Consider the following 26,899-nt stretch of genomic DNA (forward strand, 5'->3'; position numbering starts at 1 on the left):
GCACCTTCTACGGGAAGACGAACGATGTTCAAAGCAATCGCATTGCTCACTCGTAGGCCTGGACTCTCGAGGGAAGAGTTCATCGACTACTACGAGAACAACCATGCCCCGCTGATTACCGAAACCTTCCCGCAGATCATCGAATACCGCCGGAACTTCCCCGATCTCAGTCAGGTTCTGCGCACCGAGGATACCCCCGACCCGACATTTGATGTCATCACCGAAATGTGGTTCCAGGACAAGGACGGGTACGCCGACATGCTGGCCACTCACGCTCGACCGGAGGTCGGCAACCGCATCCGAGCCGACGAAGCCAACTTCCTGGATCAGACCAAGATCATTCAATTCGTCGTCGACGAGTGCCAGCTGCCGCAGAGCTGAAACTCGCCCGTCGTTCCCGTAGATCGTCGAAAAGGACTTCTCCGCATGGAAATCGGTGTCAACGTATTGGGCCTCGAAGCGCTGTTCGAGGGAAAGATCAGACCAGTCCTCGATTTTGCCGCTGCCGCCGATCGCGTCGGGGTCGACTTGATCTGCACGGGTGATCACCTCGGGTTCAATGCCGATTCCCATGCGCAGCGCGTCAGCGAACACAACTTCCTGTTTCCACTCGATCATCCTTGGTACGAGCCGATTTCACTGCTCTCGTCAATCGCCGCAGTCACCGAACGCGCTCGCCTCGGAGTGTCTGTTCTGATCGCGACAGTTCGCCCACCGGCACTGCTCGCCAAACAAGTTGCCACCCTCGACGCGCTGTCGGACGGGCGCGTGACGATGGGCTTCGGAGTCGGCTGGCAGGAGGCCGAATACACCGCTACGAACATGCCTTTCGACGCCAGGTTCGGGCGCATGGAGGAAACCGTCGCAGCGTGCCGCGAACTCTGGACGCACGCACCCGCCACCTTCAAGGGCCGCGACTTCTCCTTCGAGAACTACCACAGCATCCCGCTCTCGACCCAAGAGCGCGTTCCCGTCCTGTTCGGGTTCGGGCCCAGCCAGCGAAACTTCGACCGTATCGCACGCGTCGCCGACGGCTGGACCGTCAACCCAGCCGACTTGGCCACCTTCACGGACAGTGTTGCACTGCTGCGCAACACATTCGAAGCACACGACCGCGATCCGGACACCGCTCGCGTGCAGGTTTCTGCTTCACCGGTTCGACGCGACAACGGAAGCGTCGACCTCGAAGCCACCGCGGAGAAGGCTCACGACTGGTCTGATCGTGGCGCATCCGTCGTTGTCTTCCGTCCAGTCGTATTCGACTGCGCTGCCGAAGAACTACCGGAACTGCTCGACTGGATGATCAGCGTCAGGGAGGCGTGAAATGGACCAATCGCTACAGGATCTGTTGGACAAGCAGGCTATTCGCGAAGTAGTCATGACGTATGCCCGTGGCATCGATCGGCTCGACTTCGATCTCGTTCGTAGCGCCTATCACCCCGATGCCATCGATCATCACACCGGATTCGACGGCAACATCGACGAATACATTGCCTGGGTGAAGCCGAAGCTCTCCGTCATCGGCGGCACCATGCATCACATCGGCAACCACCTCGTCGAACTGCATGGTGATCACGCAATCAGCGAGGCGTACTCGATGTCTACGCACTGGGGCGGCCCCGAAGGCGTCGGGATGATCAACTTCACCAGCGGCGCACGCTTCATCGACCACATGGAGCGTCGAAACGGACGTTGGGCGATCAAGGAACGCTGGGCCGTACGCGAATGGACCCGCTCCGATGAAGGCCGTTTCGTGGATCCCGAGAGCGCCGGCCCGCGAGGCCGACGCGACGGTGCAGATCCACTTGCCGCGTTGAGGAGCTCCCTTTCAAAGAAATCGGACTTTTCCGACTGATCTCGAGAACCCCTCGAATTCGAACAGGATTTCGATTACGGTGGAGGAATGTTCGATCCGGGGGTGGGGATTTTCGGTAGCTCGGCGCAGCTGAGTGGTACCGAAACCGACTGTGCCCTCGTTGATCTGATGGCTGAGTTGCATGCGTGTGAGGCGATGTTGGTCGAGCGGAAGTTGGCGGTGGTGGCGGAGTTCTTCACCCGCCGTAGCGGCGAGCAGGTCGAGGGCGGTGCGTGGACGTCGTCGGCGCACGAGTTGGCCGAATCCGAGGTCGGCGCGGTGTTGACGATGGGCCGCGCCGCGGCCGGGAAGCTCATCGGGTTGGGGTTCGCTTTGAAGACGCGGTTGCATCGGACGCGGGCGGCGATGGCGCGCGGTGAACTCGACTTCTATCGGGTGTCGTTGATCGAGTCGGCGACCGCGAATGTCGGTGACGAGTTGATCGACGAGGTCGAACGGTTGCTCCTCAAGCAGGTGTTGGCCCCACCCGTGGACGGTGGGATCGGGTTGACGGGTCGCCGATTGACGGCGGCGATCGACCGGATTGTCGCCCGGGTTGATCCGGAAGGTCTGCGGGAGCGCCGACGCCGCGCTGTGGCCGACAGGTTTGTCGACGGCATGGCCCGCATTTTGGGCAGTATTCCAGCGGAGCAAGCTCGGGCCTTTGACGGACGGTTGCGGGAATTGGCGATGTCGGTCTGCCGTCATGACTCCCGCACCTATGAGCAGCGCCGCGCCGACGCGCTCGGGGTACTGGTGAGCGGTTCGACGGTGTTTGTGTGCGACTGCGGCCGTGATGATTGCCCGCAGGACCGCAGTGGCCTCGTTGTTGTGCGCCGGCCGTTGGTGCATGTGGTGATGTACGAAACCACTCTGCGGGCCGACGGCGACACCCCAGACGCGAACGAACCCGCTCATCTGGACTGGTACGGGGTGATCAGTGCTGACCATGCCCGCGACATCGCGAAAGACGCCACCGTGCGCGAAGTACGAGTACCGGAAGCACCTGTGCCTGCATCGGCGTTTGTGTACCGTCCCGGCGCGGCACTCGACACCTGGCTGCGGGTGTTGTCGGGCAGTTGCCAGTGGCCGCACTGTGACGTCTCGGCCTGGAACTGCGACCTCGACCACCGAGTTCCGTTCAACCACACCGATCCGACGCAGGGCGGGCGGACGGTGGCGTCGAATCTGAGCGCGTTCTGCCGGAACCACCACCGCCTCAAGCACTCCGGATCCTGGCAGCTCGACCCGAATCCGGATCGCAGTATCACCCTGACCTCGCAGACCGGGCACTGCTACCGAACCCGAGCGGCCGGGCTACTCGCCGGGATGCAGGATCCACCGCCACAGGAAGGCGGCACCCGGCGACGGACTCGGCTGGAGAACAAAGCTGCCCGCATCCGGGCCGAACGGAAACATCAACAAGCAAAGATCCGGCACCGCACGGCGAAACGATCGGATCGGAAACGCCGGCAGACTTTTCCGATCTCGACACCGGCAAAGCGCGCGCCCGACAAACCCGTTGACTACGGCAACGACCCGCCACCGTTCTGACGGGCTCCGGCGCGCCTAGGGCTCAATCCGAGGTGGGCGTGTCTTCATCTTGCTCGGCAAGAGGATCGATGGTGTCGACGCCCTCCAACACCGTCAGCTCTTCTTCCGCCTCGGCTATCAGCCCTTTGGCCTCGGCCTCGACCTTCTTCACCCAATCGGACATCCCGAGCCTCGTCTCTTCGGTGCAGAGCTCTCGTTTCCTGGGTTCAGACTACGTCGCCGAACACAAAAATCAGTCGAGTATTGGTACCGATATCGCCTTTTGCCCGGTTTCCCACTGAACGGCATACCTACTTCACCAGCATGTGGAGGCAGCCGTAGCCTGCGAAAAACCACAACTGAACTGGAGATCTTCTATGAGCGCACGCCATCCCGTAGCCCCACTGAATATCCACGACGTAGAGAAGTTCGAACACGAAACCGAGGTCCTCGTCATCGGATACGGCTGCGCGGGTGCAGCGGCGGCGTTGGAAGCATCCGATCGCGGCAGCGACGTGATTCTGCTCGAACGGGCAAGTGGTGGCGGCGGATCGTCCGCACTGTCCGGTGGCGAAATCTATCTCGGCGGCGGCACCGAAACGCAGCGTGCGTGCGGATTCTCGGATACTCCCGAAGATATGGCGGCCTACCTCATGGCTGCGCTCGGGCCGGACGCCGACAAAGAGAAAATCGATGCCTACGCCCAGGGCAGTTTGGAGCATTATCAGTGGTTGGTCGACCACGGCGTGCCATTCAAACCGTCGCTGTGGGACTCTCCGACGTGGGTGCCGCCCACCGATGACGGTTTGATGTGGCTGGGTGAAAACAGCTGGCCTTACGACAAACTCGCCAAACCAGCTCCGCGTGGTCACCGCGTCACCGCCGATGGCTTCGGCGGCAAGGTGCTAATGGCAAAACTCTCCGAACAGGTGGCGGCACGCAACATCGGCGTACACACCGATACATACGCCACCCGCCTCATCATGGACGGCGACCGCGTCGCTGGAGTAAGCGCACGTAGTTTCGGCAAGACGGTCACGTACCGCGCGCGACGCGGAGTTGTTCTCACAACAGGTGGCTTCGCCGACAATGCCGAAATGGTGGCTCAACACGCACCACAACTCGTGGGATTAGGAGTGAACAGCGACGGTGGTGACGACGGCCGGGGCATCGTTATCGCTCAAGCAGTCGGAGCTGCAGTCAAACACATGTCTGCCGGCCAGGTGGGAATCACACTGGTTCCCGCAATGATGGTGCGGGGCATGATCGTCAACAATGTCGGGCAACGTTTCATCAACGAGGACGTCTATCCCGGTTTGGTCGGACAGGCCGCATTGTACCGGCACAGCCTCGATGTCTGGGTCATTCTCGACGAGCAGGCGTACGAAGAAGTGCCCGAAGTGGAACGTTGGGGTGTGCAGCCACATTTTGTGGCGGAAACCCTCGAAGAGCTCGAGAAAGAGATCGGGATGCCCACCGGAGCGTTGGTCACCACTGTCGGCGAGTACAACAAGCATGCAGCAGATGGAGTCGACCCGTACTTCCACAAATCAGAACGGTGGTTGCGTCCGCTCCAATCTCCTTTCGCGGCAATTGATGTCCGACGCGGGATGGCGCCTCCCGAGCTTGGAGCATCGGGAGGTGGCGGCGCCGAGGTATTCACGACCGGCGGTTTGTGGACCACTGTCGACGGCCGCGTCCTCAATTTGGACGGTGAGGCCATCCCTGGACTGTTCGCCGCTGGCCGAGCAACATCCGGCCTGCATTCTTGGGGATACATCAGCGGAACATCCTTGGGCGACGGCACCTTCTTCGGTCGCAGGGCAGGAATCTCGGCTGTCGGCGGATAGTCGACCGCAGCAGCGATGCCCCGGAGTCTCGAACAGTACGTTCGGAACTCCGGGGGGCATTCGAGCAGTGCTACTCCGGCAAGAAGATCGATTTGAGGCTGTAGTACGACGCGAGCCCTTCCGGTCCCAATTCACGGCCTACACCGCTGGCCTTGACCCCACCGAACGGCGAACCCCAGTCCAGGCCATAGGTATTCACTCCGAAGGACCCTGATTCCACCTTCCGGGCCACGTCGATTCCTCGATCACGGTCGGCAGTCCACACCGTGCCGCCGAGCCCGTACTCGGAATCGTTGGCCAATGCGATTGCGTCGGCTTCCTCGCTGTAGGGAATCACGGTCAGAACCGGACCGAACACTTCTTCCTTCGCGATGTTCGCGTCGTTACTCAGATTGCCGAATACTGTCGGCTCCACGAACCATCCACGATCGAGGTGAGCCGGACGCTTGCCGCCGGTCGTGACCGTTGCACCCTCCGCACTTCCCGCATCGATCATCGACAGAACTCGCTTGTACTGACGCTCGCTTACCAGGGGGCCGACAAAGGTATCGGCGTCAGCGGGGTCACCGATCGGCAGCGACGCCGCCATTGCGGTCACCGCATCGAGGAATTCGGAGTAGCGATGCGCCGGGGCAAGAATTCGCGTCGACATGTAGCACGTCTGGCCACTGTTCAGCAGGGACGCCGTGGCCAGGCCCGCCACCGTTGTCTCGATGTCGGCATCGTCGAGGATCAGAGCGGCTGACTTTCCGCCCAGTTCGAGAGTGACCGGACGCAGAAGCTCACCGCACACGCGACCGATGTGCCTACCCGCGGGCGTCGAACCGGTAAACGCAACCTTGGAGACGCCAGGGTGGGCAACCAGGTACTGACCGATGTCTGGGCCGCCGGTCACGACATTGAGAACTCCGGGAGGCAAGCCGGCTTCGACAGCTGCTTCCGCCAACAGGTAGGAGTCGAGTGTCGTTTCGGGAGAAGGCTTGAGCACTACCGTGCAACCAGCAGCGAGCGCTGGGGCGATCTTGAACATCGACAGGATGGCCGGGTAGTTCCACGGTGCAATCGCGGCCACAACACCGACGGGTTCCTTGCGAACGATCGTCGTACCGGCGCTGGAAAGGCTCTGACGAACTTCTTCGACCGACGACGAACGGATCAGATCGGAGTAGTAGCGCAACAACTGCACCGGAGCGTCACCCTCGGCGAACCGGGCGAGTGTGATCGGCATACCGTTCTGACGGCTGACCAGAGTGGCACGCTCCTCCGATCGCCGTTCGACTGCATCTGCAAACCTGTCGAGAATCGCGGCACGCTCGGATCCGTCGAGGTTTGCCCACTCCGAGGAGCGCAGTGCTCGGCCGGCCGCAGCGACCGCCGAGTCGACATCTGCCGTCGAAGATTCCGGAAAACTGCCAAACAATTGTTCGGTAGCCGGTGAAGCTACCTGAATGACGCCGCCCGCCGCAGGCTTTGCCCAGTCGCCGTCGATGAAGAGAGTCGAATGCTCAATTTCCATGTCTGTACCGGTACTTTCAGCTCGGAAGAATAGCCTGAGTGATCGATCGCAGACGCCACTGCACGCCCTGAAAACCTCAACTTGCAATCGACAGGTTAGCGATCGTTCGCTTGATTACTATCGGTGAGCCAGGAGGCGCTGTCAAGGACATGATGTGTGTCGGGCCTCGAGACAGGCACCGGGCAAGGCCTACAAACGCATAGTGGCTCGACGCTGAATCAGCGTCGAGCCACGTGTGAATCCGGAGTGCAGTCAGTCCGGTGAAGTCAGTCCACGGTAGGTGCCCACTGCACACCGTTGATGTGCCCACCACCGTCGACGAAGAGGGTATTTCCCGTGACGTAGCGACTGTCGTCACTTGCCAGGAAAGCGGCAACGGGGCCGATGTCGTCGAGGGGATCGCCGATCCGCCCCATCGGGTTCTGCGCCGCCATGACAGCCACGTTCTCCGGGTTGGCTTCGGCGACACGCTTGTACGCCGCACTCTGCGCACCGGGGCAGATGACATTGCAATTGACTTGTCTGGGAGCCCACTCGCGAGCTGCGGTCCGCGTGAGTGTCCGCAGCGCTTCCTTGGCCGCGTTGTACTGCACCGAGTACATGTGAGCATTCACGCCGTTGAGACTGCACATGTTGATCACTCGGCCCGTGCCGTGACGCTCGAGTTCAGGCAACGCAGCCTGCATGGCCCAGAAAGCTGCCATCACTGCCATGTCGAAACCGCCGCGCAACTGCTCGTCTGTCATCTTCTCGAGCCGAGCGAAACCGAAAGTCCGCCAAGCGTTGTTGACCAGAATGTCGAGACGTCCGAACCGCTCGACGGCCTTGTCGACCATGGCAACAACCTGAGCTTTGTCGGTGACGTCGGTGCGGATGAATTCCGCTTCCGCGCCCCACTCGTCGCGCAACCACTGGGCAGTCTCGAGGCCGGCTGCCTCGTCGATCTCGGCCACCAGCACCGACGCGCCTTCACGCGCGAAGGCACCTGCCACACCACGCCCGATTCCCATGCCGGCGCCGGTGACAACTGCTACACGTCCGTCGAGCTTCCCCACAGGGGTTCCTCCTTGATCAGATCCCCTACCGGGGGCGGTCAGATCCCCTACCGGGGGGCGGTCAGATCCCCTACCGGGGGCGCGGAATGGTCTTGTCGATGAACAGACCCTCGACCGAAACGCACACTTCACCGTCGGGAGTCCTGATCTCACCCACCGTGTGAACCTTGCGGCCTTCCTTGGAGATGAACTTGCCGCTGATGGTCAGCGGTACGAACAACGGGGTCGGACGGTGATAGCGCGTGCTCAATTGTGCTGTCATACCGGCGGTTCCACCCCAAGCGTTGGCGACACCGAGAACGTGATCGAGCAGCATCGCCGATACGCCACCGTGCACGTGGCCGGGAGGGCCCTGGTACGGCAAGGTCAAGGTGACAACGCCCTGCACGGAACCGTCTTCGAGTCCCTCGAGAACTATTGGCGGTGCGATGGCATTTTCCCGACCGGTCACCGGATCGTGGCGGGTGACGCCTTCACCGTTCCACATGTCGATCAATCGCTCTTCGACCTCGGGCGCATGCTGCTCGAGGTGAGCGACGATGCTGTTGAGTTCCTCGGCAACTCGATCGAGGTTTGCGTTCTCCCGATCGGTGCGCTGTAGCGCGTCGATGAGCTTGCGCGCTGCCTCGGTTGCACGGTCTATAGGTGCGTCCTGCGGCGGCGATGTCAGCACGGTGCCACCCGGATGTGTTGCGGCAGTGGGGTGTGTTCCGAGATTCATCAGTTGATCTCCATGGTGGCGTGCGTGAGAACCGGTGCGTTCGCGCGCTCGGGGCAGGTTGCTGCCAGCGTCAAGGTGTTGCCGTCCTGCCACACCGATGTAGTGATGGATTCGCCCGGGAACAGCGAACCGGCAAACCGCACCGAGTAGTTCTTCACTCGCGACGGGTCGCCGCCCAGAACACCGTCGACGACGGCCTTGCAGACGATGCCGTACGACGCGAGGCCGTGCAGGATCGGTGCGTCGAATCCGGCCATCTTCGCGAAGGCAGGATCGGCGTGCAGTGGGTTCATGTCTGCGCTGAGCCGGTACAGCAACGCCTGCGACGCGCTGGTCGCGGAGGTGAGTACAGCGTCCGGCGCGCGATCGGGAACTTCGGCAACAACTTCGGGGCCGGTGTTTCCACCGAATCCGCCTTCGCCGCGGGCCCAGATCTGCATTCCCGTGGTCCACAACGGATTACCGTCGGAGTCCGCGGCCGCGGTTTCGAGCACGATGACGGCAGCCTTGCCCTTGTCCCACACATCGGCAATGCGAGTGGAGATGCGGGCGGTACCCGTCGACGGGATCGGCGCGTGCAGGGTCAGCGACTGCCCACCGTGCAAGATCTTGCGCAGATCGATGTCGATACCGGGCATGTTCATTGCGGCGCGCGGCAATACCCCTGCCGAAATACCCTGGCCCGCAACCATGGCAAAGGTCGGAAGGACCTTCAAACCCTTTTCGTACACCCAGGTGAGCTCGGCGGGGTCCAGAGCATTCACTCCGGCTCCCAGGCCCAGCTGGTAGAGCATGACGTCGCGGTCGGTCCACGACGCTTCGCGCACAGTCGGTTCGGCGGACAATGCCACCGCAAGGTCGATAGCCATCAGTTCTCCAAAGTTCCGGCTCGGTAGACCGTCACGACGCACGCGCCGCCCAGTCCGAGGTTGTGCTGCAATCCGATTCGAGCGCCCTCGACCTGACGGGCGTCTGCGGTACCGCGTAGCTGCCACGTCAGTTCGGCACACTGCGCCAACCCGGTGGCACCCAGCGGGTGGCCCTTCGAGATCAGACCGCCCGACGGGTTGACGACCCACTGGCCGCCGTAGGTGGTTGCACCGGATTCGACGAGCTTGCCGCCCTCACCGGCCGCGCACATTCCGAGACCTTCGTAGGTGATGATCTCGTTGATCGCAAAGCAGTCGTGCAGTTCGATGACGTCGACGTCGTCGATGGTGATGCCCGCTTCGGCAAAAACCTGCTCGGCGGCTGCCGCCGTCATCGGCGCGCCGACCACGTCGATCATCGACTTCTCGGCAAACGCTGCCTCGGTGTCGGTGGTCATTGCCTGCGCGACGATCTCGATCGCGCGGTCCTCTAGCCCGTGTTCGCGGACGAATTTCTCACTCACGACTACTGCCGCTCCGGCGCCGTCCGAGGTCGGCGAGCACTGCGAACGTGTGAGCGGCGCGTGAATCATCTTGTCCTCGAGCACTTGTTCGAGGGTGTACTCGTCACGGAACTGCGCATACGGGTTGTTGACCGAGTGCTTGTGGTTCTTGACCGCGACGGCAGCAATCTGCTCGACCGTGGTGCCGTACTTCTGCATGTGCTCGACGGCAGCGTTGCCGAACAGCTGCGCGGTCATCGGCGAACGAGCGAACCCGTAGTCCTCGACCATGATCTTCAGCTGCGAGTCCAAGGTGGTGACCTTGGGCATCTCACCGTTTCCGGTCAGCGCCGTCTTGGTCATCTTCTCGAAGCCCACGGCCAAGGCGCAGTCGGCCTGGCCGGCCTGGACCCACTCGCGTGCCATCATCAGCGCCGTCGAACCGGTGGCGCAGTTGTTGTTGACATTGAAGATCGGGATACCGGACAGACCCGTTTCGTACAGAGCACGCTGGCCGGCGGTCGACGCATTGAACACGTAACCGACTGCCGCGCGTTGAATCTGGTCGTAGCTGATCCCGGCGTCGGTGAGTGCGTTCGTGACAGCCTCGGTCACCATGTCCGGGTATTCCCAGTCGCGGGTCTCGATCTTCTCGAACTTGGTCATACCTACGCCGATCACGAAGGTGCGATTGCTCATATGCAGGTCACTTTCCCGGTTCGGGGTCACGGGGCAGACCCAGGATTCGCTCACCGATGATGTTGAGCTGAACATTGGTTGTACCACCCGCGATGGACATGCACTGCGAGTTCAGGAACATCTGCGTCGCCGACATCCGATGCTGGTCGCCCAGAAGCGAACTCGGTCCGGCCCACTCCATAGCCACATCCCACACCTGCTGGATGTGCTCGACACCGATGAGCTTCGCAACGGAGGACTCCGCCCCCGGCTGGGCACCGGACAGCGAGCGCAATGTGGTGCGCAGACTCAGCAGACCGCCGGACTGCGCGTCGCACAGCACCTTTCCGAGTACCGTCAGCTGCTCGTCGTCGATGCCGCCTTGCAGTCCCTCGACCAGGCTCAGCAGAGCCTCGCCGCCCGAGCCCAAAGACGAGTCGTTGGACAGCGAGACACGCTCGTTGGCCAGCGTGGTGCGAGCGAGCTTCCAACCGTCGCCCGGCTCGCCGACGAGGCACTCGTCGGGAACGAAGACGTCGTCGAAGAACACCTCGTTGAAGAGTGCTTCACCGGTGATCTCGCGCAGCGGGCGAATGTCGAGGCCGCTGTTCTTGATGTCGATGAGGAAGTAGGACAGACCCTTATGCTTGGGTGCGTCGGCGTCGGTGCGTGCGAGGCAGATTCCCCAGTGCGCGTCGCGTGCCATCGACGTCCACACCTTCTGGCCCTGCAACTTCCAGCCACCGTCGACCTTGGTTGCCTTCGTGCTCAGAGCAGCGAGGTCGGATCCTGCGCCCGGCTCGGAGAACAGCTGGCACCAGACGATGTCGCCGCGCAGTGACGGCGGGACGAACTTGGCAAGCTGATCTTCGTTGCCGTGCGCGATGAGCGTCGGGATGACCCAGTTGCCGATGATCATGTCGTGCGGCTTGATCTTTGCCGCGCGCAGTTCCTCGGCGATCACAAGCTGACTGACGGCATCGGCAGACTTACCCCACGGAGCGGTGAAGTGCGGTGCGGTGTAGCCCTTTTCCGCAAGGTAGGTCTTCTGCGCGGCACCTTCGAGCTCCAGCGCCGGAGCGAGCTCAGCGCGGACGTCGGCGCGGATCGCCTCGGCCTCAGGCGGCAACTCGATGCTGAGCACGCGACGGGTGCCGGCAATGGTCAGCTCGGCAACACGACGACGCCAGGACGCCGTGGAACCCAGCAGGATGCGCAAAGACTGCGCACGGCGAAGGTACAGGTGAGCGTCGTGCTCCCAGGTGTAACCGATACCGCCGAGCACCTGGATGCAGTCGCGGGTGACGGAGAACGCGGCTTCGAGAGCGGTGGCTCCGGCGACTGCTGCTGCGAGAGAGGCTTCTTCGGCACCGACGCCGTTGGCGGGAGTCAGAGCGCGGGCAGCATCCCACGCACAGACGCGAGCCTGCTCGGCAAGTGTGAGCATGCGAGCAGCCTTGTGCTTGACGCCCTGGAACTGGCCGATGACGCGTCCGAACTGCTGACGCACCTTGGCGTAGTCGGCAGATGTGGTGACCGCCCAGTCGGCCAGCCCCGAAGCCTCTGCCGCGAACAGTGTTGCGGCGATGTCGAGTACACGCTGGTTGTCGATGTCGAGGATCTCGGCGTCGGTGAGTACCAGTCCGTCGACGCTGACCTCGGAGTTACGACGCACGACGTCGTAGCTGGCCAGGTCGGTGACCTCGAGTCGGTCACGTCCGAGCAGTACGAATCCGCTGTCCGTGGCAAGCAGGAACAGGTCGCCGACATGTCCGCCGAGAATCTGGCTGGACGTGCCACTGAGAGTGGCAGTGTCACCGTCACGAGTAACCTTCAGCGAACCGGGCTGCAACGCAACAGCTCCGAGTGTGCTGCCGTCGACAAGGCCGGCAAGTGGAGCGTTAAGTCGGGCGTCGCTGAGCACTGCGCTGACCAGAACAGTCGGCAGGAACGGGCCGGGAACCATGGAGCGTCCCAGTTCCTCGACAACGATCGCGAGTTCGACCAATCCGTATCCAGCGCCGCCGAATTCCTCAGCGACGTGCAGTCCGAGAAGTCCCTGCTCGGCGAGTCCGTCCCAGAGCTGCGGGCGCGTCTCGACCTTGGCCTCGACAGCTTCGCGGATGACGGCCGGCGTTGCGTGGCGCGCAGCCCAGCCCCGTACGGAATCGCGGAGGTCGCGATCTTCTTCACTCAATCCAATAGTCATGTCTACCTCGTCAATTCGAAAGTGTGAGTACGGATCAGATGCGTTCGATGATGGTGCCGGTCGAGAGAGCGCCACCGGCGCACATCGTGATCAGTGCCGTCGACTTGTCGGAACGCTCGAGCTCGTGCAGCGCCGTGGTGATCAGGCGGGCGCCGGTGGAACCGACAGGGTGTCCGAGTGCGATCGCGCCGCCGTTGATGTTGACCTTGGACAGGTCTGCGCCGTGAACCTGGGCCCAGGAGAGTACGACAGAAGCGAATGCCTCGTTGATTTCGACCAGATCGATGTCGGCCAACGTCATTCCGGCCTTGTCGAGTACCAGCTGGGTGGACTCGATGGGTCCGTCGAGGTGGTAGTAGGGATCGGATCCGACCATGCCGGATGCAATGATCCGCGCGCGGGGTTTGAGACCCAATTCGTGTGCACGCTCTTCGCTCATCAGCAGCACCGCAGCGGCACCGTCGCTGATCTGCGACGAGTTGCCGGCCGTGTGGATGTGGCCCTCGATGACGGGCTTGAGTCCGGCGAGCGCTTCCGCCGTCGTCTCACGCAGTCCACCGTCACGCGTCACGGTGGCGATCTCGCCGGTCGGCACGCCTTCCTTGGTGATGACGGGAGCCTTGACGGGAATGATTTCGCGGTCGAAGCGGCCTTCTGCCCACGCCTGAGCTGCGCGGCGCTGCGACTCGAGACCGAAGGCGTCGACGTCGGCGCGCGTGATGCCACGCTTCTCGGCAATGCGCTGCGCGGACGTGAACTGGTCACCCATGTCGATGGTCCAGTCGTCCGGGTACGGGTTTCCGGTTCCGGGCGCATTTGCCTGGCCGAGGAACACACGGCTCATGGCCTCGACGCCGCAGCCGATACCGGCCGAGATCTGACCGGAGGAAATGAGGCCGGAGATCAAATGCACTGCCTGCTGAGCAGATCCGCACGCGCAGTCGATGGTGGTGGCAGCCGTACCGTACGGAAGACCGGCGTGCAGCCACGCCTGACGCGTGACGTTGTTGGACTGTTCGCCCGCCTGCGTGACACAACCGCCGATGATCTGTCCGATGTCTTCCGGTGCAACGCCTGCCCGTTCGAGGACACCGCGCTGCGCTGCTCCCAGAATCTCGGCGGGGTGCAGTCCCGCCAGGGCGCCGCGGCGACGGCCGATCGGTGTGCGTGCGGCTTCGACGATGACTGCATGGCCCATGATGCTTGCTCCTCCGTGGAGATTTCGGTCGGTGAGCTGGCTCACCTATTCACTTTTCTGCAATGTATTCTATTTATGTACGCCGAGCAACGTTGCGGTGCAAGTTCAGCGCTCTCACCAAATTAGAATTGATTTCAATTTTCAGGATATGACAAGCTCATCCACTTCGGATGAAGCCTGTCAGTGCCGGGAAAGATTAACCAGAAGCAAGTCGCAGCCCTTACGGATGTCGTACTCCGCATCGGGAATCGAGATCCGACCGTTGAGGCACGACTGAATGACGCCGAACCACAACTGCATCAACAGACGCAACGCAGTGTTGTCGTCTTCGGTGGGATTCACGATGCCCGCGGCATCGAGGACGATCTGACGGAATCCGCGATCGATCTTGCCTGCATCGGGAACTGTTGCGACGTTGGCGGTGCTGGTCGATTGCAGCATCGCTGTCGAGAGGGCCGGCCGACGCAGTAACCCGCGAGTGGCGCGCACCAACACTTCGTAGACCGCGTCCTGGGGATTTGCCGACTGCACCTGATGCTTGGTGAAAGTGTCGCCGATCTGATCGATCTGCTCGACCATCACCGCGACAAACAGGTGCGTCTTCGACGGAAAGTAGCGATACAGCGTTCCGATGGCGACTCCGGCGCGCTTCGCGACCTCGTGCATCTGGACGCGAGCAAGCTCCTTCTCGGTTGCCAGTTCCTCTGCCGCTTGCAGCATCCGAACATGGCGTGCCCGCTGCTCGTCCGAACTGGGCTCGGCCGCGTCCCTGACCTCGGCAATTCTCGGCACCGTCGCCCCTAATCATCTTGTGAGTGTGTAACGGCCGCGCACGACCTAGTCAATTCTCGCACCCCATGCCGCCTCACCGGCGTATTGCCCGCTCAGTGGGACCTGACGTAGCCAACGCACGCCACTGGGTATTGCGTATAGGCCCCACCCTCTTCGAGTTAGGACGCAATGATGCAGGACTGGACCACGGAATGCGACGTACTGGTTGTCGGTTCCGGCGGCGGGGCACTGACCGGCGCTTATACCGCCGCAGCTGCCGGATTGAGCACCGTCGTGATCGAAAAGACCAACCGCTTCGGCGGAACGTCGTCGTACTCCGGAGCTTCCATCTGGCTGCCGGGAACTCAGGTCCAGGAACGCGCCGGCCTGCCCGATTCCACCGAAAATGCGCGCACCTACCTGCGCTCGCTGCTCGGTGACTCCGAGTCCGATCGCCAGGACGCGTACGTCGACACGGCTCCCGCCGTCGTCGCACTGTTGGAGAAGAACCCGAACATCGAATTCGAGTTCCGGGCTTTCCCCGACTACTACAAGGCCGAAGGCCGGATGGACACGGGACGCTCCATCAACCCTCTCGACCTCGATCCGGCCGACATCGGTGACCTCGCAGAACTGGTTCGACCCGAGCTCGATCAGGACCGCACCGGCCAGGGCCACATGCCGGGCAAGATGATCGGCGGACGCGCACTGATCGGCCGTCTGCTGGCAGCCGTCCAGAGCACCGGCAACGCCGACCTCCGGACCGAAACCACTCTCACGTCTCTGATCGTCGAAGACGGTCGGGTGGTCGGCGCCGAGGTCGAATCAGGCGGCGAAACCCAGCGCATCAAGGCAACCCGCGGCGTGCTCATGGCAGCCGGCGGCATCGAAGGCAACGACGCGCTCCGCGAGCAGGCCGGTACCCCCGGCAAAGCCATCTGGAGCATGGGACCGTTCGGCGCGAATACCGGCGACGCGATCAGTGCCGGTGTTGCCGTCGGCGGCGCAACAGCACTGCTGGATCAGGCCTGGTTCTGCCCCGGCGTCGAGCAGCCAGACGGCAGCGCCGCATTCATGGTCGGTGTTCGTGGCGGCCTCGTCGTCGACAATGCCGGCGAGCGCTACCTCAACGAGTCGCTGCCGTACGACCAGTTCGGCCGCGCCATGGACGCACACAACGACAACGGTTCTGCCGTACCGTCGTTCATGATCTTCGATTCCCGTGAACGCGGCGGATTGCCCGCGATCAGCATCCCCAACACCCCTCCCGCCAAGCACCTCGAAGCTGGAACCTGGGTAGCTGCGGACACTCTCGAAGAGCTCGCAGAAAAGACCGGAATCCCGGCCGACGCACTGCGCAGCACGGTCGAAAAGTTCAACGACGCAGCAAAATTGGGTGTCGACGAGCAGTTCCACCGCGGCGAAGATCCCTACGATGCGTTCTTCTGCCCACCCAACGGCGGCGCCAATGCAGCGCTCACCGCAATCGAGACGGGTCCGTTCTACGCGGCGCGCATCGTTCTCAGTGACCTCGGCACCAAGGGCGGTTTGGTCACCGATATCGACGGCCATGTTCTACGCGGCGACGGTACCGTGATCGACGGCCTCTACGCCGCAGGAAACACGAGCGCCTCCCTCAGCGGCCGCTTCTACCCCGGCCCCGGCGTTCCGCTGGGCACAGCGATGGTCTTCTCCTACCGAGCAGCTCAGGACATGGCGAAGTAAGTAACTGACCGGCAAGTGGGGCAGGCGACTTAATCTTGCCTGCCCCACTGCGCGGCATCATCTTCCAATCCGAGGATTGCTACTCCGAAGATCGAAGTTCCAGGCACATCCTCCGGAAATCCTCGTCGTCAGCGGGATCCGCGGGAACCGCCAGGGCAAGTCCGTCACACAGATCCCCGTACTTCGCTCTCAGTAACGCGGGCAGTTCCGCATAGGTGCATTGAAGGACAAGATCATCGAGTACGTCGTCCGTGAGGACCGCAGCCAGATCAGCCCAATCGCCCGATCGCGCCATGGAAGTCAGCTTCTCACCGACCTCCGAAAATCCCAGTACGTCCAACGCAACTCGATAGGCCGGTGTGGAGTAGAGGAATGCAAGCTCTTTGCGTACCGGCTCACGGGCCGCAGCGACTGCGGTGGCGCCGCGCCCCGTGATCACCTTCGGAACCGCGACAATCCGAGGTTTTCTACCGCCAGACTCGAGCGCCGGAATTATCCTCTCCGCGAGCACCTTCGGATGCGAGCTCGTGGGATGTGCAACAAAACCGTCGGCAACTTCGCCGGCAAGTGCGCACATCCGCGTGTTTACGCCGCCTGTCCAGATCTCGGGCGCCGGCACGTCGATCGGCCCCGGATTGAAATACGGCTGCAACCGGTTGAATGTGTAGTGCGTGCCCGCGTAGTCGAGAGCATCGCCGGATCGGAAAACCTCGAATATCGCCCGCACTGCACCGACGTAATCGCGCAGTTGTGCAACAGGATCCGTCCACGGCATCGAATAGCGTCCGACAATATTTCCGCGCACCTGAGTTGCCAGCCCCAACTGGAATCGACCGCCGGAGAAGTCCGCAAGATCCCAGGCCGCCAATGCGGTGAGCATCGGACTTCGCGCAAATGCCACCACCATGGACGTCCGCACGGTGAGCGTGGAACTGTGCTCAACGGCCAGCGCCGCAACACCGAATGGATCTCGAACAGTCTCCGAGACATGCACGGTGTCGAAACCGAGTTCCTCGATACGCCGTACACGTTCCGCTACTTGCCGCAGCGGAGTGTCAGCGGGTAGCGACGTCACTAATTCCATCAGAATCCAACTACTCCAAACGTATAGACAGCAACTTGCCCTCCGTTGCCACCTTACGTGCATGCTCGTTGAAATCCGGTGCCGCACAGACAAATAGTGTTCGTCCGTCGGCTCCGCCCAAGCCGCAGGCAAACACCCCGGTGTCGAACGGAATCTCGTCGATCACGCCAGAGCCCTGCGCAACATGAAGTATCCGGCTACCGATCGCGTCGGCCACCCACATCGAATCATCGGCATCGATACAACACCCGTCGGGCGCAATCACCATCTGGGAAATGGTGGACTCCATCGTCGAACCATCCGGCACGACCCCGAACGTCGCCCAATCACGGCGCTCACCCAGGGAACCGTCGTCCGCGACGGAGAAGACGCTGATGCGATTACCGAGGGTCTCGTCCACCAGCAGCTCCCCGCCGGAAGTCAGTGCCATGCCGTTGGGAAAATGCAGATCCCGCGCAACAACATGCACACTGCCGTCCGGGTCGACCCGCAGCAGATCCGCAGTCTCGACCGCCGCAAGATTCATCAGATCGAACCCGAAGTTGCCGACATACGCACGCCCTTGAGCGTCGACGAGCATGTCGTTGACGTTTCCGCTCACATACTTCGCCAGATCAGCATGAACGACAAGTTGCCCGTCCGGTTCACGACGAAGGACCTTGTGATCGCGCATCGACACCACCAGCAACCTGCCGTCCGGTAACCAACCGAGACCAGACGGCTGACCGGGAACTTCGGCCTCGACACGAACATCCGTTCCGTCTTCGCGAGCCGAAACCACCTGATGGCTATAGAAATCCGATACCCAGATGCGATTGTCGTGCCAACGTGGGCATTCGAAATAGGTGTAGCCGTCGAGTACTACGGTCACGGTACGCGCCATGGCGTTCGACTCCCTTACACCGGTGAAGTACGACCTTTCCGACATTCAATCACCGGTGCACGGACGTAGGGCCTGATTTACGACTATTGAGTCATCGCTCCTCGAAAATATCGAAGGCCTCGTTCCAGCCGTCGTACACGTTGCCATCACCCTTGAACCCGGGGATACCAACAAGATGGAAGGTCATTTCCGTCTTGTTCCCCCGCTCCACCAACGTGACCGTGATGCGGGGCGCACTCTCGACAGAGTCCTCCGGGTTACCCCAGGTGAAGACCAGCCTCTCCGGCTTCTCGACTTCTAGATACGTTCCACCGGTGGGATATTCGGCACCGTCATCGTCGTTGATCATCAAGTAGCTGTATGTTCCACCGACGCGTGGGTCGATGGCTACGTGCTCGCGAGGGCTACTCACACCACGCGGATGCCACCAGCGGGCCGCCTCGTCCGGGTCTGTCCAGGCGCGCCAAAGCTGTTCACGCGGTGCGTCGAAGATTCGGATGATGGTGAATTCTGCGGTCTGATCGACATTGTGCTCACTCATTGCCCTTCTCCTTCTTCGTTTTCATGCGTTTTCAGTTCACGATTTTTCAGTTCACGGAGCCGCTCGTCGAGAAGATCGAACCGCTCGTTCCAGCCGCGACGGTGTTTATCGACCCACACGGCAGCATCGTTCAGACCTTCGGCGCGAAGCGTGCAGGTGCGCCATTGCGCAGTGGCTGTCCGTTCGATCAACCCGGCCTTCTCGAGGACCTTCAGATGCTGCGATATCGCCGGCCGACTCATCTCGAATGGCTCGGCCAACTCCCCCACCGTCATAGAACCGCTGGTCAAGCGTGACAACATTGCACGCCGGGTGGGATCTGCCAATGCCCCGAACACCGCGTCCAGCTCGCTAGTCATTTAAGCAACTCCTTAATTAAGGAACAACTTAAATTTAGAACGTCCGGCACACCCCGTCAAGCACTCCAGGCGTAGCGCAATCGCTCGACGAGCACCGACGCGTCCAACTCCGAGTACCGAGAATGTTCGAGTTCTTTCACTGCGACCACTGCATCGATGATCGCACCCCCGATGACGCTCTGCGCAACAGTCGAACGACGCAGTCGTTGCAGCATCTCCCCCATCTCGGTCGGCATGCGTGTGACCGAACAGGCCGCTCGCTCCACCTCGCTCAGACCGGACGGATTGACACTCACCTCCGGCGGCAGCGATAGAGCGCCGGCAATCCCTGCGTGCATGGCACCAAGAATGACTGCGGTAGCGAGATACGGATTTGCGGAGGAATCCATCACCTTCACTTCGACGTTGGCGCCGTGCGGATTTCCGATGGATTCGGCGCAGAATCGGACTGCGGCCTCTCGGTTTTCGTGGCCCCAACAGATGAAGGCACCAGACCAGGTATCTGGCTGCAACCGCAGCCCGGACAACGGCGACGACGCCAGCACCGCCCCCAAGTCCGCCAGGTGAGCCAGTAGACCACCCACCGCAGATGCGCCCGCTTCCGACATCCCGTGATCCCGTCTCCCGCCGGACAAGATCGGCTCACCGGACCGAGTCAACGAAATATGCTGATGTGCGCCGTTTCCCGAACCGCCCACGACAGGCATCGGAGAAAACGACGCAGCCATTCCGTGCGATCGGGCAGTGCGGCAGATCAGAATTCGGGCCACGATCAGGTTGTCGGCTGCTTCGAGCGGCGAGTCGGGTGCAAGGGAGATCTCGAACTGTCCGGGACCGTACTCCGCGTGAAATTGCTCGATATTCAGTTGGGCGCGTTCGGCATTCACCAACAGATCCCTGACAAACTGCTCCTGCGCAAGCGCTGCTCCGAGCCCGTAGGCAGACCATTGTTCGGCCACATTCCCGCCGAAGAGTGTGAACTCGATTTCGTGGCCCACCCGGGCTTCGAGATTGTCATGCGCAAGCGTCGTGACTGCGCGTCGTAGCGCCGTTCGACTGCACACCGCCGATACCGATCCGTCCAACTCGTGCAGTGTCGCGGGCGCCCACGACACATCGTCACCGACTGCACGCAGGTCCGATTCCGCGATCCTCAGCCGAAGATCACCCACCGCGGAAAGCTCTTCAGTGAAGGCGAGGGCGTCGTCGGCACAGAACACACTCCAGCTGGGCGATGCACCCATCCCGCTGGCGACAAAAACATCAACTCTGTTCGCGGGCACCACTTTCGCTCGCGAAACACCGGCCAGGTCGACAATCGACCCGACGATCAGTTCGGAGGTGCGCCTCACAGGGCGGAGGTTACCCCGCAACCGGACGTTGTGAACCCGCGGCAGTCAGATCAAATTGTCTTCGACCGGCAAACCGAACGCTGCCCGCCCGTACAGCGCCAGCGCCCGCTCCGGTTCGTTTGCCACGTGCACGCTGCCCGCGTGAACGTCCCGCCACGCCCGCTCGATCGGATTGCCCCGCGACAGCGAGTTTCCACCTGCCGTCTTGAACAGCATGTCGATAGCTTCCACCGAACGCTCGGTAGCCCGTACCTGGTCACGCCGCGCACGCAGTCGCATCGAGAGTGGCAGTTCCTTACCGGCCACCGCGAGTTCGTACATCTCTCGTATGTTTCGATCCATCTGCAGAATCGCCGCATCGATCTCCGAGGACGCCCGCGCCACGGCCACCTGAGCGAACTGGTCCTCGCTGAACCGTCCACCACCAAGACTGAGCCGAACGCGCTCGCGCATGACCTCGAGATAACCCTCGTAACAACCGGCGACGATACCGACGCACGGTGCTGCCACTGTCGACGTGAAGATGCTTCCGAACGGCAATTTGTACAGCGGACCAGTGTTGACCGCCTGGCCGGGCCCCTGCAACTGAGCCGTCTCGTAGTTGCGCTTCAACCGGTGCTCCGGGACAAATGCCTTTTTGACGATGATCTCGTTGCTCGCCGTTCCGCGCATGCCCACGACGTCCCAGACGTCACGGATCTCGTAATCCGTGCGCGGCACCAACACGGTCATGAAGTCGACCGGGCGCCCGTCCATCCCCACGACCATCGCGCCTAGCAAAGCCCACGTTGCATGCTCGCACCCCGAGGAAAAGCCCCAGTTGCCGGACAGTTCGTAGCCACCCTCCACTGCCGTCAACCGCCCGACCGGCGCGTAAGCGGAGGAGACGAGCGTCGTCTGATCCTCGCCCCAGACATCCGCCTGCGCCTGATCGTCGAACAAAGCCAGATGCCACGGGTGCACGCCCACCACCGACGCGACCCACCCCGTCGAGCCACACGCGGCGGAGATCGCGCGAATCACTTCGTAGAACTGGACAGGGTCGCTCTCGGCGCCGCCGTAACGCTTCGGCTGCAACATCGCGAACACACCTGCATCGGAAAGTTCCCGGATGGTTCGATCCGGTATCTTCCTGGAGTCATCCACCTTCTGAGCTCGTTCGGCAATCTTGGGAAGCAGATCGCGAACGGCGCTCAGAACCTTGTTGACCATGGGAAGACACTCCTTGCACCGACCAACGGAAACCGGATCGGCAAATAGACATAGCGGCTGCCCCGTCACGATATCGTCTTCCGTCGTTCCGGTGACCGGACATCCCGAAGGCCGGGACGGATGCCGTCTTCGAGTCAGTCACACACCGGTCCCGCCCAGTGAGACGATCCGCGGGGTGTCCTTCACAGCTCCCTTAGCGTCGTATTTCGACACTGACCCTGGAAAGGACGGGACTCATCGTGACGATCAATCAGTCCGATAACGAAGAGGTTCGCGAGATCCAAGCTGGAACCGCGCCTACTCGCTTTGCACGTGGATGGCACTGCATTGGACTCACGGAGTCCTTCAAGGACGGCGAACCGCACTCCATCGAGGCGTTCGGCACCAAGCTCGTCGTCTTCGCCGACAGTGAAGGCAACGTCAAGATCCTCGACGCATACTGCCGTCACATGGGTGGCGACCTGAGCCAGGGCACCATCAAGGGCGACGCCATTGCCTGTCCGTTCCACGATTGGCGTTGGGGCGGCAACGGCAAGTGCCAGAAGATCCCGTACGCACGTCGCGTTCCCCCGCTCGCCAAGACGCGCTCCTGGCATACCCTCGACCAGGACGGCATGCTCTTCGTCTGGCACGACCCCGAGGGCAACCCGCCGACGGACGACGTAGCCATCCCCCGCATCGAAGGCGCACTCAGCGACGAGTGGAGCGACTGGGTCTGGTACACCACCACCGTGGACACCAACTGCCGCGAAATCGTCGACAACATCGTCGACATGGCGCACTTCTTCTACGTGCACTACTCCTTCCCGACGTACTTCAAGAACGTCTTCGAAGGCCACGCCGCGACGCAGTACATGCGCGGCGTCGCTCGCTCGGACATGCGTCCGCACGCAGCAGGCACCCCGAAGATGGTGGGCAGCAACTCCGTCGCCACGTACTTCGGTCCTTCCTTCATGGTCGACGACCTGACCTACGAGTACGAGGACTACAACGTCGACTCCGTGCTCATCAACTGCCACTACCCGGTCAGCGCAGACAAGTTCGTGCTCCAGTACGGCATCATCGTCAAGAAGTCGGATCGTTTCCAGGGTGAAGCTGCCGACGCGATGGCCGCGAACTTCGGCACGTTCATCGCCAAGGGCTTCGAGCAGGACGTCGAGATCTGGAAGAACAAGACTCGCATCGAGAACCCGCTCCTGTGCGAAGAGGACGGCCCGGTCTACCAGCTCCGCCGCTGGTACGAGCAGTTCTACGTCGACGTCGCGGACATCGCTCCCGAGATGACCGAGCGCTTCGAATTCGAACTCGATACCGCGCGCCCCGTCGCTGCTTGGCAGAAGGAAGTCGAAGACAACCTCGCTGCGAAGAAGGCAGAAGAAGATGCAGCCTCTTCAGTGCGCTGAGTGCAAGGCGCAGGTCCTGGTCCAGAAGAACAGTTGGGAACACACCACCGTTCAGTGGACCGACGAGGCCCGCGCGAAGTGCCTCGAAATTGCCGACGACCGTGAATTCGGCCGACGCGAGGGGCGCCCCGGCGCTCCTCGCAAAGAGTGCGGCGCCTTGATCGCGTCCATCGTGAACGCTGCAACGGCCGGCAAGATCGAGATCCTCAACGACGAGCCGGTACCCAAGCCGATCGTCGACGACAGCGAGCCGGTACCGGCGCCGTTTCACTAGTCAAGCCAACATCTTTCGAAGAAGGTAGTAATGATCGATCCTCAGTACTACGGCCCGTGGGCAGTGATCGCCGGCGGTTCCGAAGGTGTCGGCTCAGGGTTCGCCGACGAGCTCAGCAAGATCGGCATCAACCTGGTGCTCATTGCCCGCAAGCCGGGTCCGCTCGAGGAAACCGCAGCCAAGGCACGCGCCAACGGCGTCGAAGTACGCACTCTCGCACTGGATCTGCTTGTTCCCGACGCGCTCGATCAGATCAAGGCCGTCACCGACGACCTCGAAGTGGGCTTGCTCATCTTCAACGCCGGCGCCAACAGCTACGGCCACGAGTTCGTCACCGGTGATCTGAAAGGTTTTGCCGGAGTCATCGAGCTGAACATCAACAAACAGCTCGAACTCTCGCACCACTTCGGCGGTTTGATGAAGGATCGCGGACGCGGCGGCATCATGCTGCTCGGTTCGTTGGCCGGATTCATGGGCTCCGAGCACCAGAGCATCTACGCGGCATCCAAGGCATTCGGACGCATCTTCGCCGAGAGCTTGTGGCTCGAGCTTCAGCCGTACGGCGTTCACGTCGTCGAGTTCATTCTCGGTGTCACACGCACACCGGCGATGATTCGCGCCGGCCTCAACTTCGACATCCCCGGCATGAACGTCGCGGAGCCCGAAGATGTTGCACGCGAAGGACTCGAGCACCTCGCCGACGGCCCGATCTGGGTTGCCGCCGGAAACTACGAGGGCGCTCAGAAGCGCAGCGGCTTCCCCCGCGACAAGATGGTCAAGGGCGCTGCCGAAGCGATGCGTAAGCTGCTCAACCGCTGACAGGTGCTGTGCGCCTTTGTTAACCCCCCGCCGCCCGAGAAAGGCGCACAGCATGAGCGTCGACATCACCACTCTTCTCGCCGAACGTGAGATCACCCGCTCCATCTTCGAGTTCGCCCGCGCCATGGACGCCCGCGATTGGGATGAACTCCACCGAATCATGACATCGGACGCCACCGCCGAACTGGGAACCGGAACTCTTCGTGGACCCGCCGAGGTGGTGGCCTCCATCCGCTCGTTTCTCGACGACTGCGGCCCCACCCAACATCTGATCGGCAACGTGCTCGTCGAGGTCGTCGGCGATATTGCCACCAGTCGAGCCTATGTCAGCGACATGCATCTGGGTACGGGCAGCAAGGCGCACCTCAGTTTTTCGACGCTGGGCGACTACCACGATTCCTGGGCACTGATCGACGGAGTCTGGCGAATGACACACCGCACCAAGCATTCCCACGGAGTACGTGGGTCAATCGAGGTTCTCGGCGCGGGCCCCAGCGGCTGGCGAAGGTAACTCAGCCCAGCATCGCGGATCGTCCGGTTGCGAGGGGACTCTTGCTGGTGAGTCCCCCGTCGACCACCAAGGTCTGCCCGGTCATGTAGCGGGATTCGTCCGACGCCAGATAGACCATGGCATTCGCGATATCTTCCGGTTGCCCGAGGTAGGGCAGTGCATTTGCCTGCTTCATTCCTTCGATGACGTCAGCCGGGATGTTGTTCACCAACGCGGGCGTCAGAATTGCACCGGGTGCCACGCCGTTGCACCGAATGTTCTCCGGTCCGTACTGAACAGCGATGTACTGAGTCAGCCGGATTACCGCAGCCTTGGCCGCTCCATAGGCCGATTGCAACGAATCACCGATCAAGCCGCCCACCGAGGCGGTGTTGATGATCGATCCACCGCCCGCTTCGATCATGTGCGGAATCGCCAGACGCGACGCAACCACTGTGCTGCGGGCGTTGAGCGCCATCACACGATCCCACTCGTCCAAGTCCAACCGCAGTAGGTCGAGGTCTTTGCGCGGGTTGCTTCCACCCACGTGATTACACAGGACATTGACGCCACCGAATTCGGCTACCGCTAGTTCGATCATCGCAGCAACGGCTTCTTCGTCCATGACATTGACGCCGAAACCTACTGCAGTACCGCCTAACTTGCGAATGGAGGCGGCTGCTTCCTCTGCATGTGACGCATCAAGATCGGCAACCAGAACCTTTGCTCCTTCGGCTGCCATGATCCCGGCGCCAGCGCGGCCAATTCCGCTGGCTGCCCCGGTGATCACAACGTTCTTACCTTCGAGCCTGTTCATCTTCGCTCACTTTCGGGGCATCGCCTACGTCCGGATCTCACACGCCCGGCGACTACCCAATCACTACCAGTGAACGCCTGATCACCAACTCCCTTCAACTTTCTTGAATGAACTCACAAGTACGTGACGACGGTCCGTCCACCTGCTACATCTGCGGCATTGGCCTCAGGACGATCGAACACCTAATGGCCGGTCGCCGACGATCGAGATCCGGTCCATCACACGACGGGCCGGAAAGTAATCACTCGACGCATAGTGCTGACACGTCCGATTATCCCAGAAGGCAACGGTATTCGGCTCCCACTTCAATCGGACCTGGAATTCCGGACGATTGACGTGCCGGTACAGCAGGGTGAGAAGTTCGTTCGACTCCTCTTGCGAAACCCCGACGATCCGTTGCGTGAAGGTCATGTTCACGAACAGGACCCGCCTGCCACTCTCGGGAATGACTCGCACAACCGGATGCTGCACCGGCGGAAATTTTGGACGCAGCATTTCCACAGCCTCGGCCGGCATCGACTTTCCGAACGCGTTGATCCAATCATGCTCGGCTTCAAGGTGTTCGATGCGATCCTTGATATCCTGCGGCAGGAGGTCGTAGGCCGCAGCAGTATCAGCCCACAACGTGTCGCCTCCCACTTCCGGAACCTCGACGGCCCGAAGAACTGCCGCAAAAGACGGATGCTCGTGCCACGTCACATCGTTGTGCCAGTTGTTCTCGACGCCCCCAACCATTGCGTCCTTGGCCAGCGTCGTGACGTCGATGTCGGTCTGACCCGGCTGGGTGTACTTGAAGAACGGATGTTGCTCGAGCGAACCCCAGCGTTCCGCGAAGGCGCGATGCTCCGCACGGTCGATATCCTGATCCCGGAAGAACAGCACCTTCCACTCGAGCAAAGCTCGGCGCAGTTCGGCAATAACCTCGTCGGACAGGTCGCCACTCAGGCGCAGTCCCGAGATTTCCGCACCAATGGTGGGCGTCTGCGCCTTGACCGTAAAATGGATATACGGCTGCGGTGCAACCGTTTCCGGATTCCGGTTTGCCACCAGCGGGCCATACGCAGCCAGCGGGTCCGTCGGGATCGGAAAGATCATGGTGGGAAACAGGACGGCCATCTTCAGACTCCTTCGAGTACAGCGACAGTGAACCAGATCACCATCAACGTTAAGGATTATCCCTTA

Annotated in this window: 27 protein-coding genes; 10 read left to right on the forward strand and 17 right to left on the reverse strand. The window is 61.8% G+C overall.

Annotation, left to right across the window (positions count from 1 at the left end; genetic code table 11):
• Window positions 1-24 precede the first annotated feature (24 nt).
• From FFI94_RS26545 to FFI94_RS26560, 4 genes are read left to right on the forward strand one after another with little or no spacing between them, the layout of a single operon-like run.
• Entirely contained in the window at window positions 25-381 is a 357-nt protein-coding gene (locus FFI94_RS26545) for an EthD domain-containing protein (RefSeq protein WP_138870437.1), read from the forward strand.
• A 45-nt stretch (window positions 382-426) separates the two neighbouring features.
• Entirely contained in the window at window positions 427-1,323 is an 897-nt protein-coding gene (locus FFI94_RS26550; RefSeq protein WP_138870438.1) for a TIGR03619 family F420-dependent LLM class oxidoreductase, read from the forward strand.
• Window position 1,324: 1 nt separating this feature from the next.
• The gene (locus FFI94_RS26555) at window positions 1,325-1,855 is read left to right on the forward strand and encodes a nuclear transport factor 2 family protein (RefSeq protein ID WP_138870439.1); all 531 of its coding nucleotides are present in this window, start codon (window positions 1,325-1,327) and stop codon (window positions 1,853-1,855) included.
• A 48-nt stretch (window positions 1,856-1,903) separates the two neighbouring features.
• Entirely contained in the window at window positions 1,904-3,409 is a 1,506-nt protein-coding gene (locus tag FFI94_RS26560; RefSeq protein ID WP_138870440.1) for an HNH endonuclease signature motif containing protein, read from the forward strand.
• 22 nt (window positions 3,410-3,431) lie between these two features.
• On the opposite strand, the gene FFI94_RS33845 is transcribed toward FFI94_RS26560, so the two are convergent.
• Window positions 3,432-3,572: a hypothetical protein gene (locus FFI94_RS33845; protein ID WP_185993326.1), complete on the reverse strand. Its 141-nt coding sequence runs from the start codon at window positions 3,570-3,572 to the stop codon at window positions 3,432-3,434.
• 193 nt (window positions 3,573-3,765) lie between these two features.
• Between FFI94_RS33845 and FFI94_RS26565 the strand changes: the two genes are divergently transcribed.
• Window positions 3,766-5,238 (forward strand): FAD-dependent oxidoreductase, encoded by a 1,473-nt coding sequence (locus FFI94_RS26565; RefSeq protein ID WP_138870441.1) that lies wholly within the window; start codon window positions 3,766-3,768, stop codon window positions 5,236-5,238.
• Between the two features lie 70 nt (window positions 5,239-5,308).
• Here the strand turns inward: FFI94_RS26565 and FFI94_RS26570 are convergent, their stop codons facing one another.
• The 8 genes from FFI94_RS26570 to FFI94_RS26605 all read right to left on the reverse strand — a co-directional run bounded on the left by FFI94_RS26570 (window position 5,309) and on the right by FFI94_RS26605 (window position 14,779).
• Window positions 5,309-6,754, reverse strand: a complete 1,446-nt coding sequence (locus tag FFI94_RS26570) for an aldehyde dehydrogenase (protein ID WP_138870442.1) — start codon at window positions 6,752-6,754, stop codon at window positions 5,309-5,311.
• Between the two features lie 266 nt (window positions 6,755-7,020).
• On the reverse strand, window positions 7,021-7,809 hold the full coding sequence (locus tag FFI94_RS26575) for an SDR family NAD(P)-dependent oxidoreductase (RefSeq protein WP_138870443.1): 789 nt from the start codon (window positions 7,807-7,809) through the stop codon (window positions 7,021-7,023).
• 70 nt (window positions 7,810-7,879) lie between these two features.
• On the reverse strand, window positions 7,880-8,530 hold the full coding sequence (locus FFI94_RS26580) for a PaaI family thioesterase (protein ID WP_138870444.1): 651 nt from the start codon (window positions 8,528-8,530) through the stop codon (window positions 7,880-7,882).
• Window positions 8,530-9,399 (reverse strand): MaoC/PaaZ C-terminal domain-containing protein, encoded by an 870-nt coding sequence (locus FFI94_RS26585; RefSeq protein ID WP_138870445.1) that lies wholly within the window; start codon window positions 9,397-9,399, stop codon window positions 8,530-8,532. The genes FFI94_RS26580 and FFI94_RS26585 overlap by 1 nt, the downstream gene beginning before the upstream one ends.
• A complete protein-coding gene (locus tag FFI94_RS26590; RefSeq protein WP_138870446.1) occupies window positions 9,399-10,601 on the reverse strand; it encodes a lipid-transfer protein in 1,203 nt (400 codons plus the stop codon). The genes FFI94_RS26585 and FFI94_RS26590 overlap by 1 nt, the downstream gene beginning before the upstream one ends.
• Before the next feature lie 7 nt (window positions 10,602-10,608).
• Window positions 10,609-12,789 (reverse strand): acyl-CoA dehydrogenase, encoded by a 2,181-nt coding sequence (locus FFI94_RS26595; protein WP_138870447.1) that lies wholly within the window; start codon window positions 12,787-12,789, stop codon window positions 10,609-10,611.
• A 34-nt stretch (window positions 12,790-12,823) separates the two neighbouring features.
• Window positions 12,824-13,987: a steroid 3-ketoacyl-CoA thiolase gene (locus tag FFI94_RS26600; RefSeq protein WP_138873436.1), complete on the reverse strand. Its 1,164-nt coding sequence runs from the start codon at window positions 13,985-13,987 to the stop codon at window positions 12,824-12,826.
• Between the two features lie 180 nt (window positions 13,988-14,167).
• Window positions 14,168-14,779 (reverse strand): TetR family transcriptional regulator, encoded by a 612-nt coding sequence (locus FFI94_RS26605; protein ID WP_138870448.1) that lies wholly within the window; start codon window positions 14,777-14,779, stop codon window positions 14,168-14,170.
• A 171-nt stretch (window positions 14,780-14,950) separates the two neighbouring features.
• Between FFI94_RS26605 and FFI94_RS26610 the strand changes: the two genes are divergently transcribed.
• Window positions 14,951-16,483: an FAD-dependent oxidoreductase gene (locus FFI94_RS26610; RefSeq protein WP_185993327.1), complete on the forward strand. Its 1,533-nt coding sequence runs from the start codon at window positions 14,951-14,953 to the stop codon at window positions 16,481-16,483.
• A gap of 79 nt (window positions 16,484-16,562) precedes the next feature.
• Here the strand turns inward: FFI94_RS26610 and FFI94_RS26615 are convergent, their stop codons facing one another.
• From FFI94_RS26615 to hsaA, 6 genes are all read right to left on the reverse strand, one after another.
• Window positions 16,563-17,567: a TIGR03617 family F420-dependent LLM class oxidoreductase gene (locus FFI94_RS26615; RefSeq protein WP_138870450.1), complete on the reverse strand. Its 1,005-nt coding sequence runs from the start codon at window positions 17,565-17,567 to the stop codon at window positions 16,563-16,565.
• 10 nt (window positions 17,568-17,577) lie between these two features.
• Window positions 17,578-18,450, reverse strand: a complete 873-nt coding sequence (locus tag FFI94_RS26620; RefSeq protein ID WP_138870451.1) for an SMP-30/gluconolactonase/LRE family protein — start codon at window positions 18,448-18,450, stop codon at window positions 17,578-17,580.
• 91 nt (window positions 18,451-18,541) lie between these two features.
• Entirely contained in the window at window positions 18,542-18,991 is a 450-nt protein-coding gene (locus FFI94_RS26625; RefSeq protein ID WP_138870452.1) for an SRPBCC domain-containing protein, read from the reverse strand.
• Complete coding sequence (locus FFI94_RS26630; RefSeq protein ID WP_138870453.1) at window positions 18,988-19,350, reverse strand: helix-turn-helix transcriptional regulator; 363 nt, start codon at window positions 19,348-19,350, stop codon at window positions 18,988-18,990. Before FFI94_RS26630 ends, FFI94_RS26625 begins: the two co-directional genes overlap by 4 nt.
• A 56-nt stretch (window positions 19,351-19,406) precedes the next feature.
• Entirely contained in the window at window positions 19,407-20,702 is a 1,296-nt protein-coding gene (locus tag FFI94_RS26635) for a glutamine synthetase family protein (RefSeq protein ID WP_260684343.1), read from the reverse strand.
• Window positions 20,703-20,747: 45 nt separating this feature from the next.
• Entirely contained in the window at window positions 20,748-21,914 is a 1,167-nt protein-coding gene (hsaA, locus tag FFI94_RS26640) for a 3-hydroxy-9,10-secoandrosta-1,3,5(10)-triene-9,17-dione monooxygenase oxygenase subunit (RefSeq protein ID WP_138870454.1), read from the reverse strand.
• A 239-nt stretch (window positions 21,915-22,153) separates the two neighbouring features.
• On the opposite strand from hsaA, the gene FFI94_RS26645 reads away from it, so the two are divergent.
• Genes FFI94_RS26645 through FFI94_RS26660 form a run of 4 tightly spaced genes read left to right on the forward strand, consistent with a single transcriptional unit; the run spans window position 22,154 to window position 24,921 of the window.
• Window positions 22,154-23,317 carry a Rieske 2Fe-2S domain-containing protein gene (locus FFI94_RS26645; RefSeq protein WP_138870455.1) on the forward strand — a complete coding sequence of 388 codons (1,164 nt, stop codon included), beginning with the start codon at window positions 22,154-22,156 and terminating at the stop codon, window positions 23,315-23,317.
• Entirely contained in the window at window positions 23,295-23,591 is a 297-nt protein-coding gene (locus tag FFI94_RS26650; protein WP_138870456.1) for a hypothetical protein, read from the forward strand. The genes FFI94_RS26645 and FFI94_RS26650 overlap by 23 nt, the downstream gene beginning before the upstream one ends.
• Before the next feature lie 30 nt (window positions 23,592-23,621).
• A complete protein-coding gene (locus tag FFI94_RS26655) occupies window positions 23,622-24,410 on the forward strand; it encodes an SDR family oxidoreductase (RefSeq protein WP_138870457.1) in 789 nt (262 codons plus the stop codon).
• Window positions 24,411-24,462: 52 nt separating this feature from the next.
• The gene (locus FFI94_RS26660; protein WP_138870458.1) at window positions 24,463-24,921 is read left to right on the forward strand and encodes a nuclear transport factor 2 family protein; all 459 of its coding nucleotides are present in this window, start codon (window positions 24,463-24,465) and stop codon (window positions 24,919-24,921) included.
• A 1-nt stretch (window position 24,922) separates the two neighbouring features.
• On the opposite strand, the gene FFI94_RS26665 is transcribed toward FFI94_RS26660, so the two are convergent.
• Both FFI94_RS26665 and FFI94_RS26670 read right to left on the reverse strand, forming a co-directional pair.
• The gene (locus FFI94_RS26665) at window positions 24,923-25,717 is read right to left on the reverse strand and encodes an SDR family NAD(P)-dependent oxidoreductase (RefSeq protein ID WP_138870459.1); all 795 of its coding nucleotides are present in this window, start codon (window positions 25,715-25,717) and stop codon (window positions 24,923-24,925) included.
• A gap of 165 nt (window positions 25,718-25,882) precedes the next feature.
• A complete protein-coding gene (locus tag FFI94_RS26670; protein ID WP_138870460.1) occupies window positions 25,883-26,833 on the reverse strand; it encodes a TauD/TfdA family dioxygenase in 951 nt (316 codons plus the stop codon).
• Window positions 26,834-26,899 lie beyond the last annotated feature (66 nt).

The organism is Rhodococcus sp. KBS0724 (assembly GCF_005938745.2).
In the GTDB taxonomy this organism is placed as follows: domain Bacteria; phylum Actinomycetota; class Actinomycetes; order Mycobacteriales; family Mycobacteriaceae; genus Rhodococcus_F.

Excerpts from the sequence above, each read along its gene's own strand:
- FFI94_RS26600 (WP_138873436.1), bottom strand. The coding sequence starts at position 13,987 with ATGGGCCATGCAGTCATCGTCGAAGCCGCACGCACACCGATCGGCCGT.
- FFI94_RS26625 (WP_138870452.1), bottom strand. The coding sequence starts at position 18,991 with ATGAGTGAGCACAATGTCGATCAGACCGCAGAATTCACCATCATCCGA.
- FFI94_RS26620 (WP_138870451.1), bottom strand. The coding sequence starts at position 18,450 with ATGGCGCGTACCGTGACCGTAGTACTCGACGGCTACACCTATTTCGAA.
- FFI94_RS26660 (WP_138870458.1), top strand. The coding sequence starts at position 24,463 with ATGAGCGTCGACATCACCACTCTTCTCGCCGAACGTGAGATCACCCGC.
- FFI94_RS26555 (WP_138870439.1), top strand. The coding sequence starts at position 1,325 with ATGGACCAATCGCTACAGGATCTGTTGGACAAGCAGGCTATTCGCGAA.
- FFI94_RS26570 (WP_138870442.1), bottom strand. The coding sequence starts at position 6,754 with ATGGAAATTGAGCATTCGACTCTCTTCATCGACGGCGACTGGGCAAAG.
- FFI94_RS33845 (WP_185993326.1), bottom strand. The coding sequence starts at position 3,572 with ATGTCCGATTGGGTGAAGAAGGTCGAGGCCGAGGCCAAAGGGCTGATA.
- FFI94_RS26550 (WP_138870438.1), top strand. The coding sequence starts at position 427 with ATGGAAATCGGTGTCAACGTATTGGGCCTCGAAGCGCTGTTCGAGGGA.
- FFI94_RS26610 (WP_185993327.1), top strand. The coding sequence starts at position 14,951 with ATGCAGGACTGGACCACGGAATGCGACGTACTGGTTGTCGGTTCCGGC.
- FFI94_RS26665 (WP_138870459.1), bottom strand. The coding sequence starts at position 25,717 with ATGAACAGGCTCGAAGGTAAGAACGTTGTGATCACCGGGGCAGCCAGC.
- hsaA (WP_138870454.1), bottom strand. The coding sequence starts at position 21,914 with ATGGTCAACAAGGTTCTGAGCGCCGTTCGCGATCTGCTTCCCAAGATT.
- FFI94_RS26595 (WP_138870447.1), bottom strand. The coding sequence starts at position 12,789 with ATGACTATTGGATTGAGTGAAGAAGATCGCGACCTCCGCGATTCCGTA.
- FFI94_RS26565 (WP_138870441.1), top strand. The coding sequence starts at position 3,766 with ATGAGCGCACGCCATCCCGTAGCCCCACTGAATATCCACGACGTAGAG.
- FFI94_RS26650 (WP_138870456.1), top strand. The coding sequence starts at position 23,295 with ATGCAGCCTCTTCAGTGCGCTGAGTGCAAGGCGCAGGTCCTGGTCCAG.
- FFI94_RS26670 (WP_138870460.1), bottom strand. The coding sequence starts at position 26,833 with ATGGCCGTCCTGTTTCCCACCATGATCTTTCCGATCCCGACGGACCCG.
- FFI94_RS26585 (WP_138870445.1), bottom strand. The coding sequence starts at position 9,399 with ATGGCTATCGACCTTGCGGTGGCATTGTCCGCCGAACCGACTGTGCGC.
- FFI94_RS26615 (WP_138870450.1), bottom strand. The coding sequence starts at position 17,567 with ATGGAATTAGTGACGTCGCTACCCGCTGACACTCCGCTGCGGCAAGTA.
- FFI94_RS26580 (WP_138870444.1), bottom strand. The coding sequence starts at position 8,530 with ATGAATCTCGGAACACACCCCACTGCCGCAACACATCCGGGTGGCACC.
- FFI94_RS26630 (WP_138870453.1), bottom strand. The coding sequence starts at position 19,350 with ATGACTAGCGAGCTGGACGCGGTGTTCGGGGCATTGGCAGATCCCACC.
- FFI94_RS26545 (WP_138870437.1), top strand. The coding sequence starts at position 25 with ATGTTCAAAGCAATCGCATTGCTCACTCGTAGGCCTGGACTCTCGAGG.
- FFI94_RS26560 (WP_138870440.1), top strand. The coding sequence starts at position 1,904 with ATGTTCGATCCGGGGGTGGGGATTTTCGGTAGCTCGGCGCAGCTGAGT.
- FFI94_RS26590 (WP_138870446.1), bottom strand. The coding sequence starts at position 10,601 with ATGAGCAATCGCACCTTCGTGATCGGCGTAGGTATGACCAAGTTCGAG.
- FFI94_RS26655 (WP_138870457.1), top strand. The coding sequence starts at position 23,622 with ATGATCGATCCTCAGTACTACGGCCCGTGGGCAGTGATCGCCGGCGGT.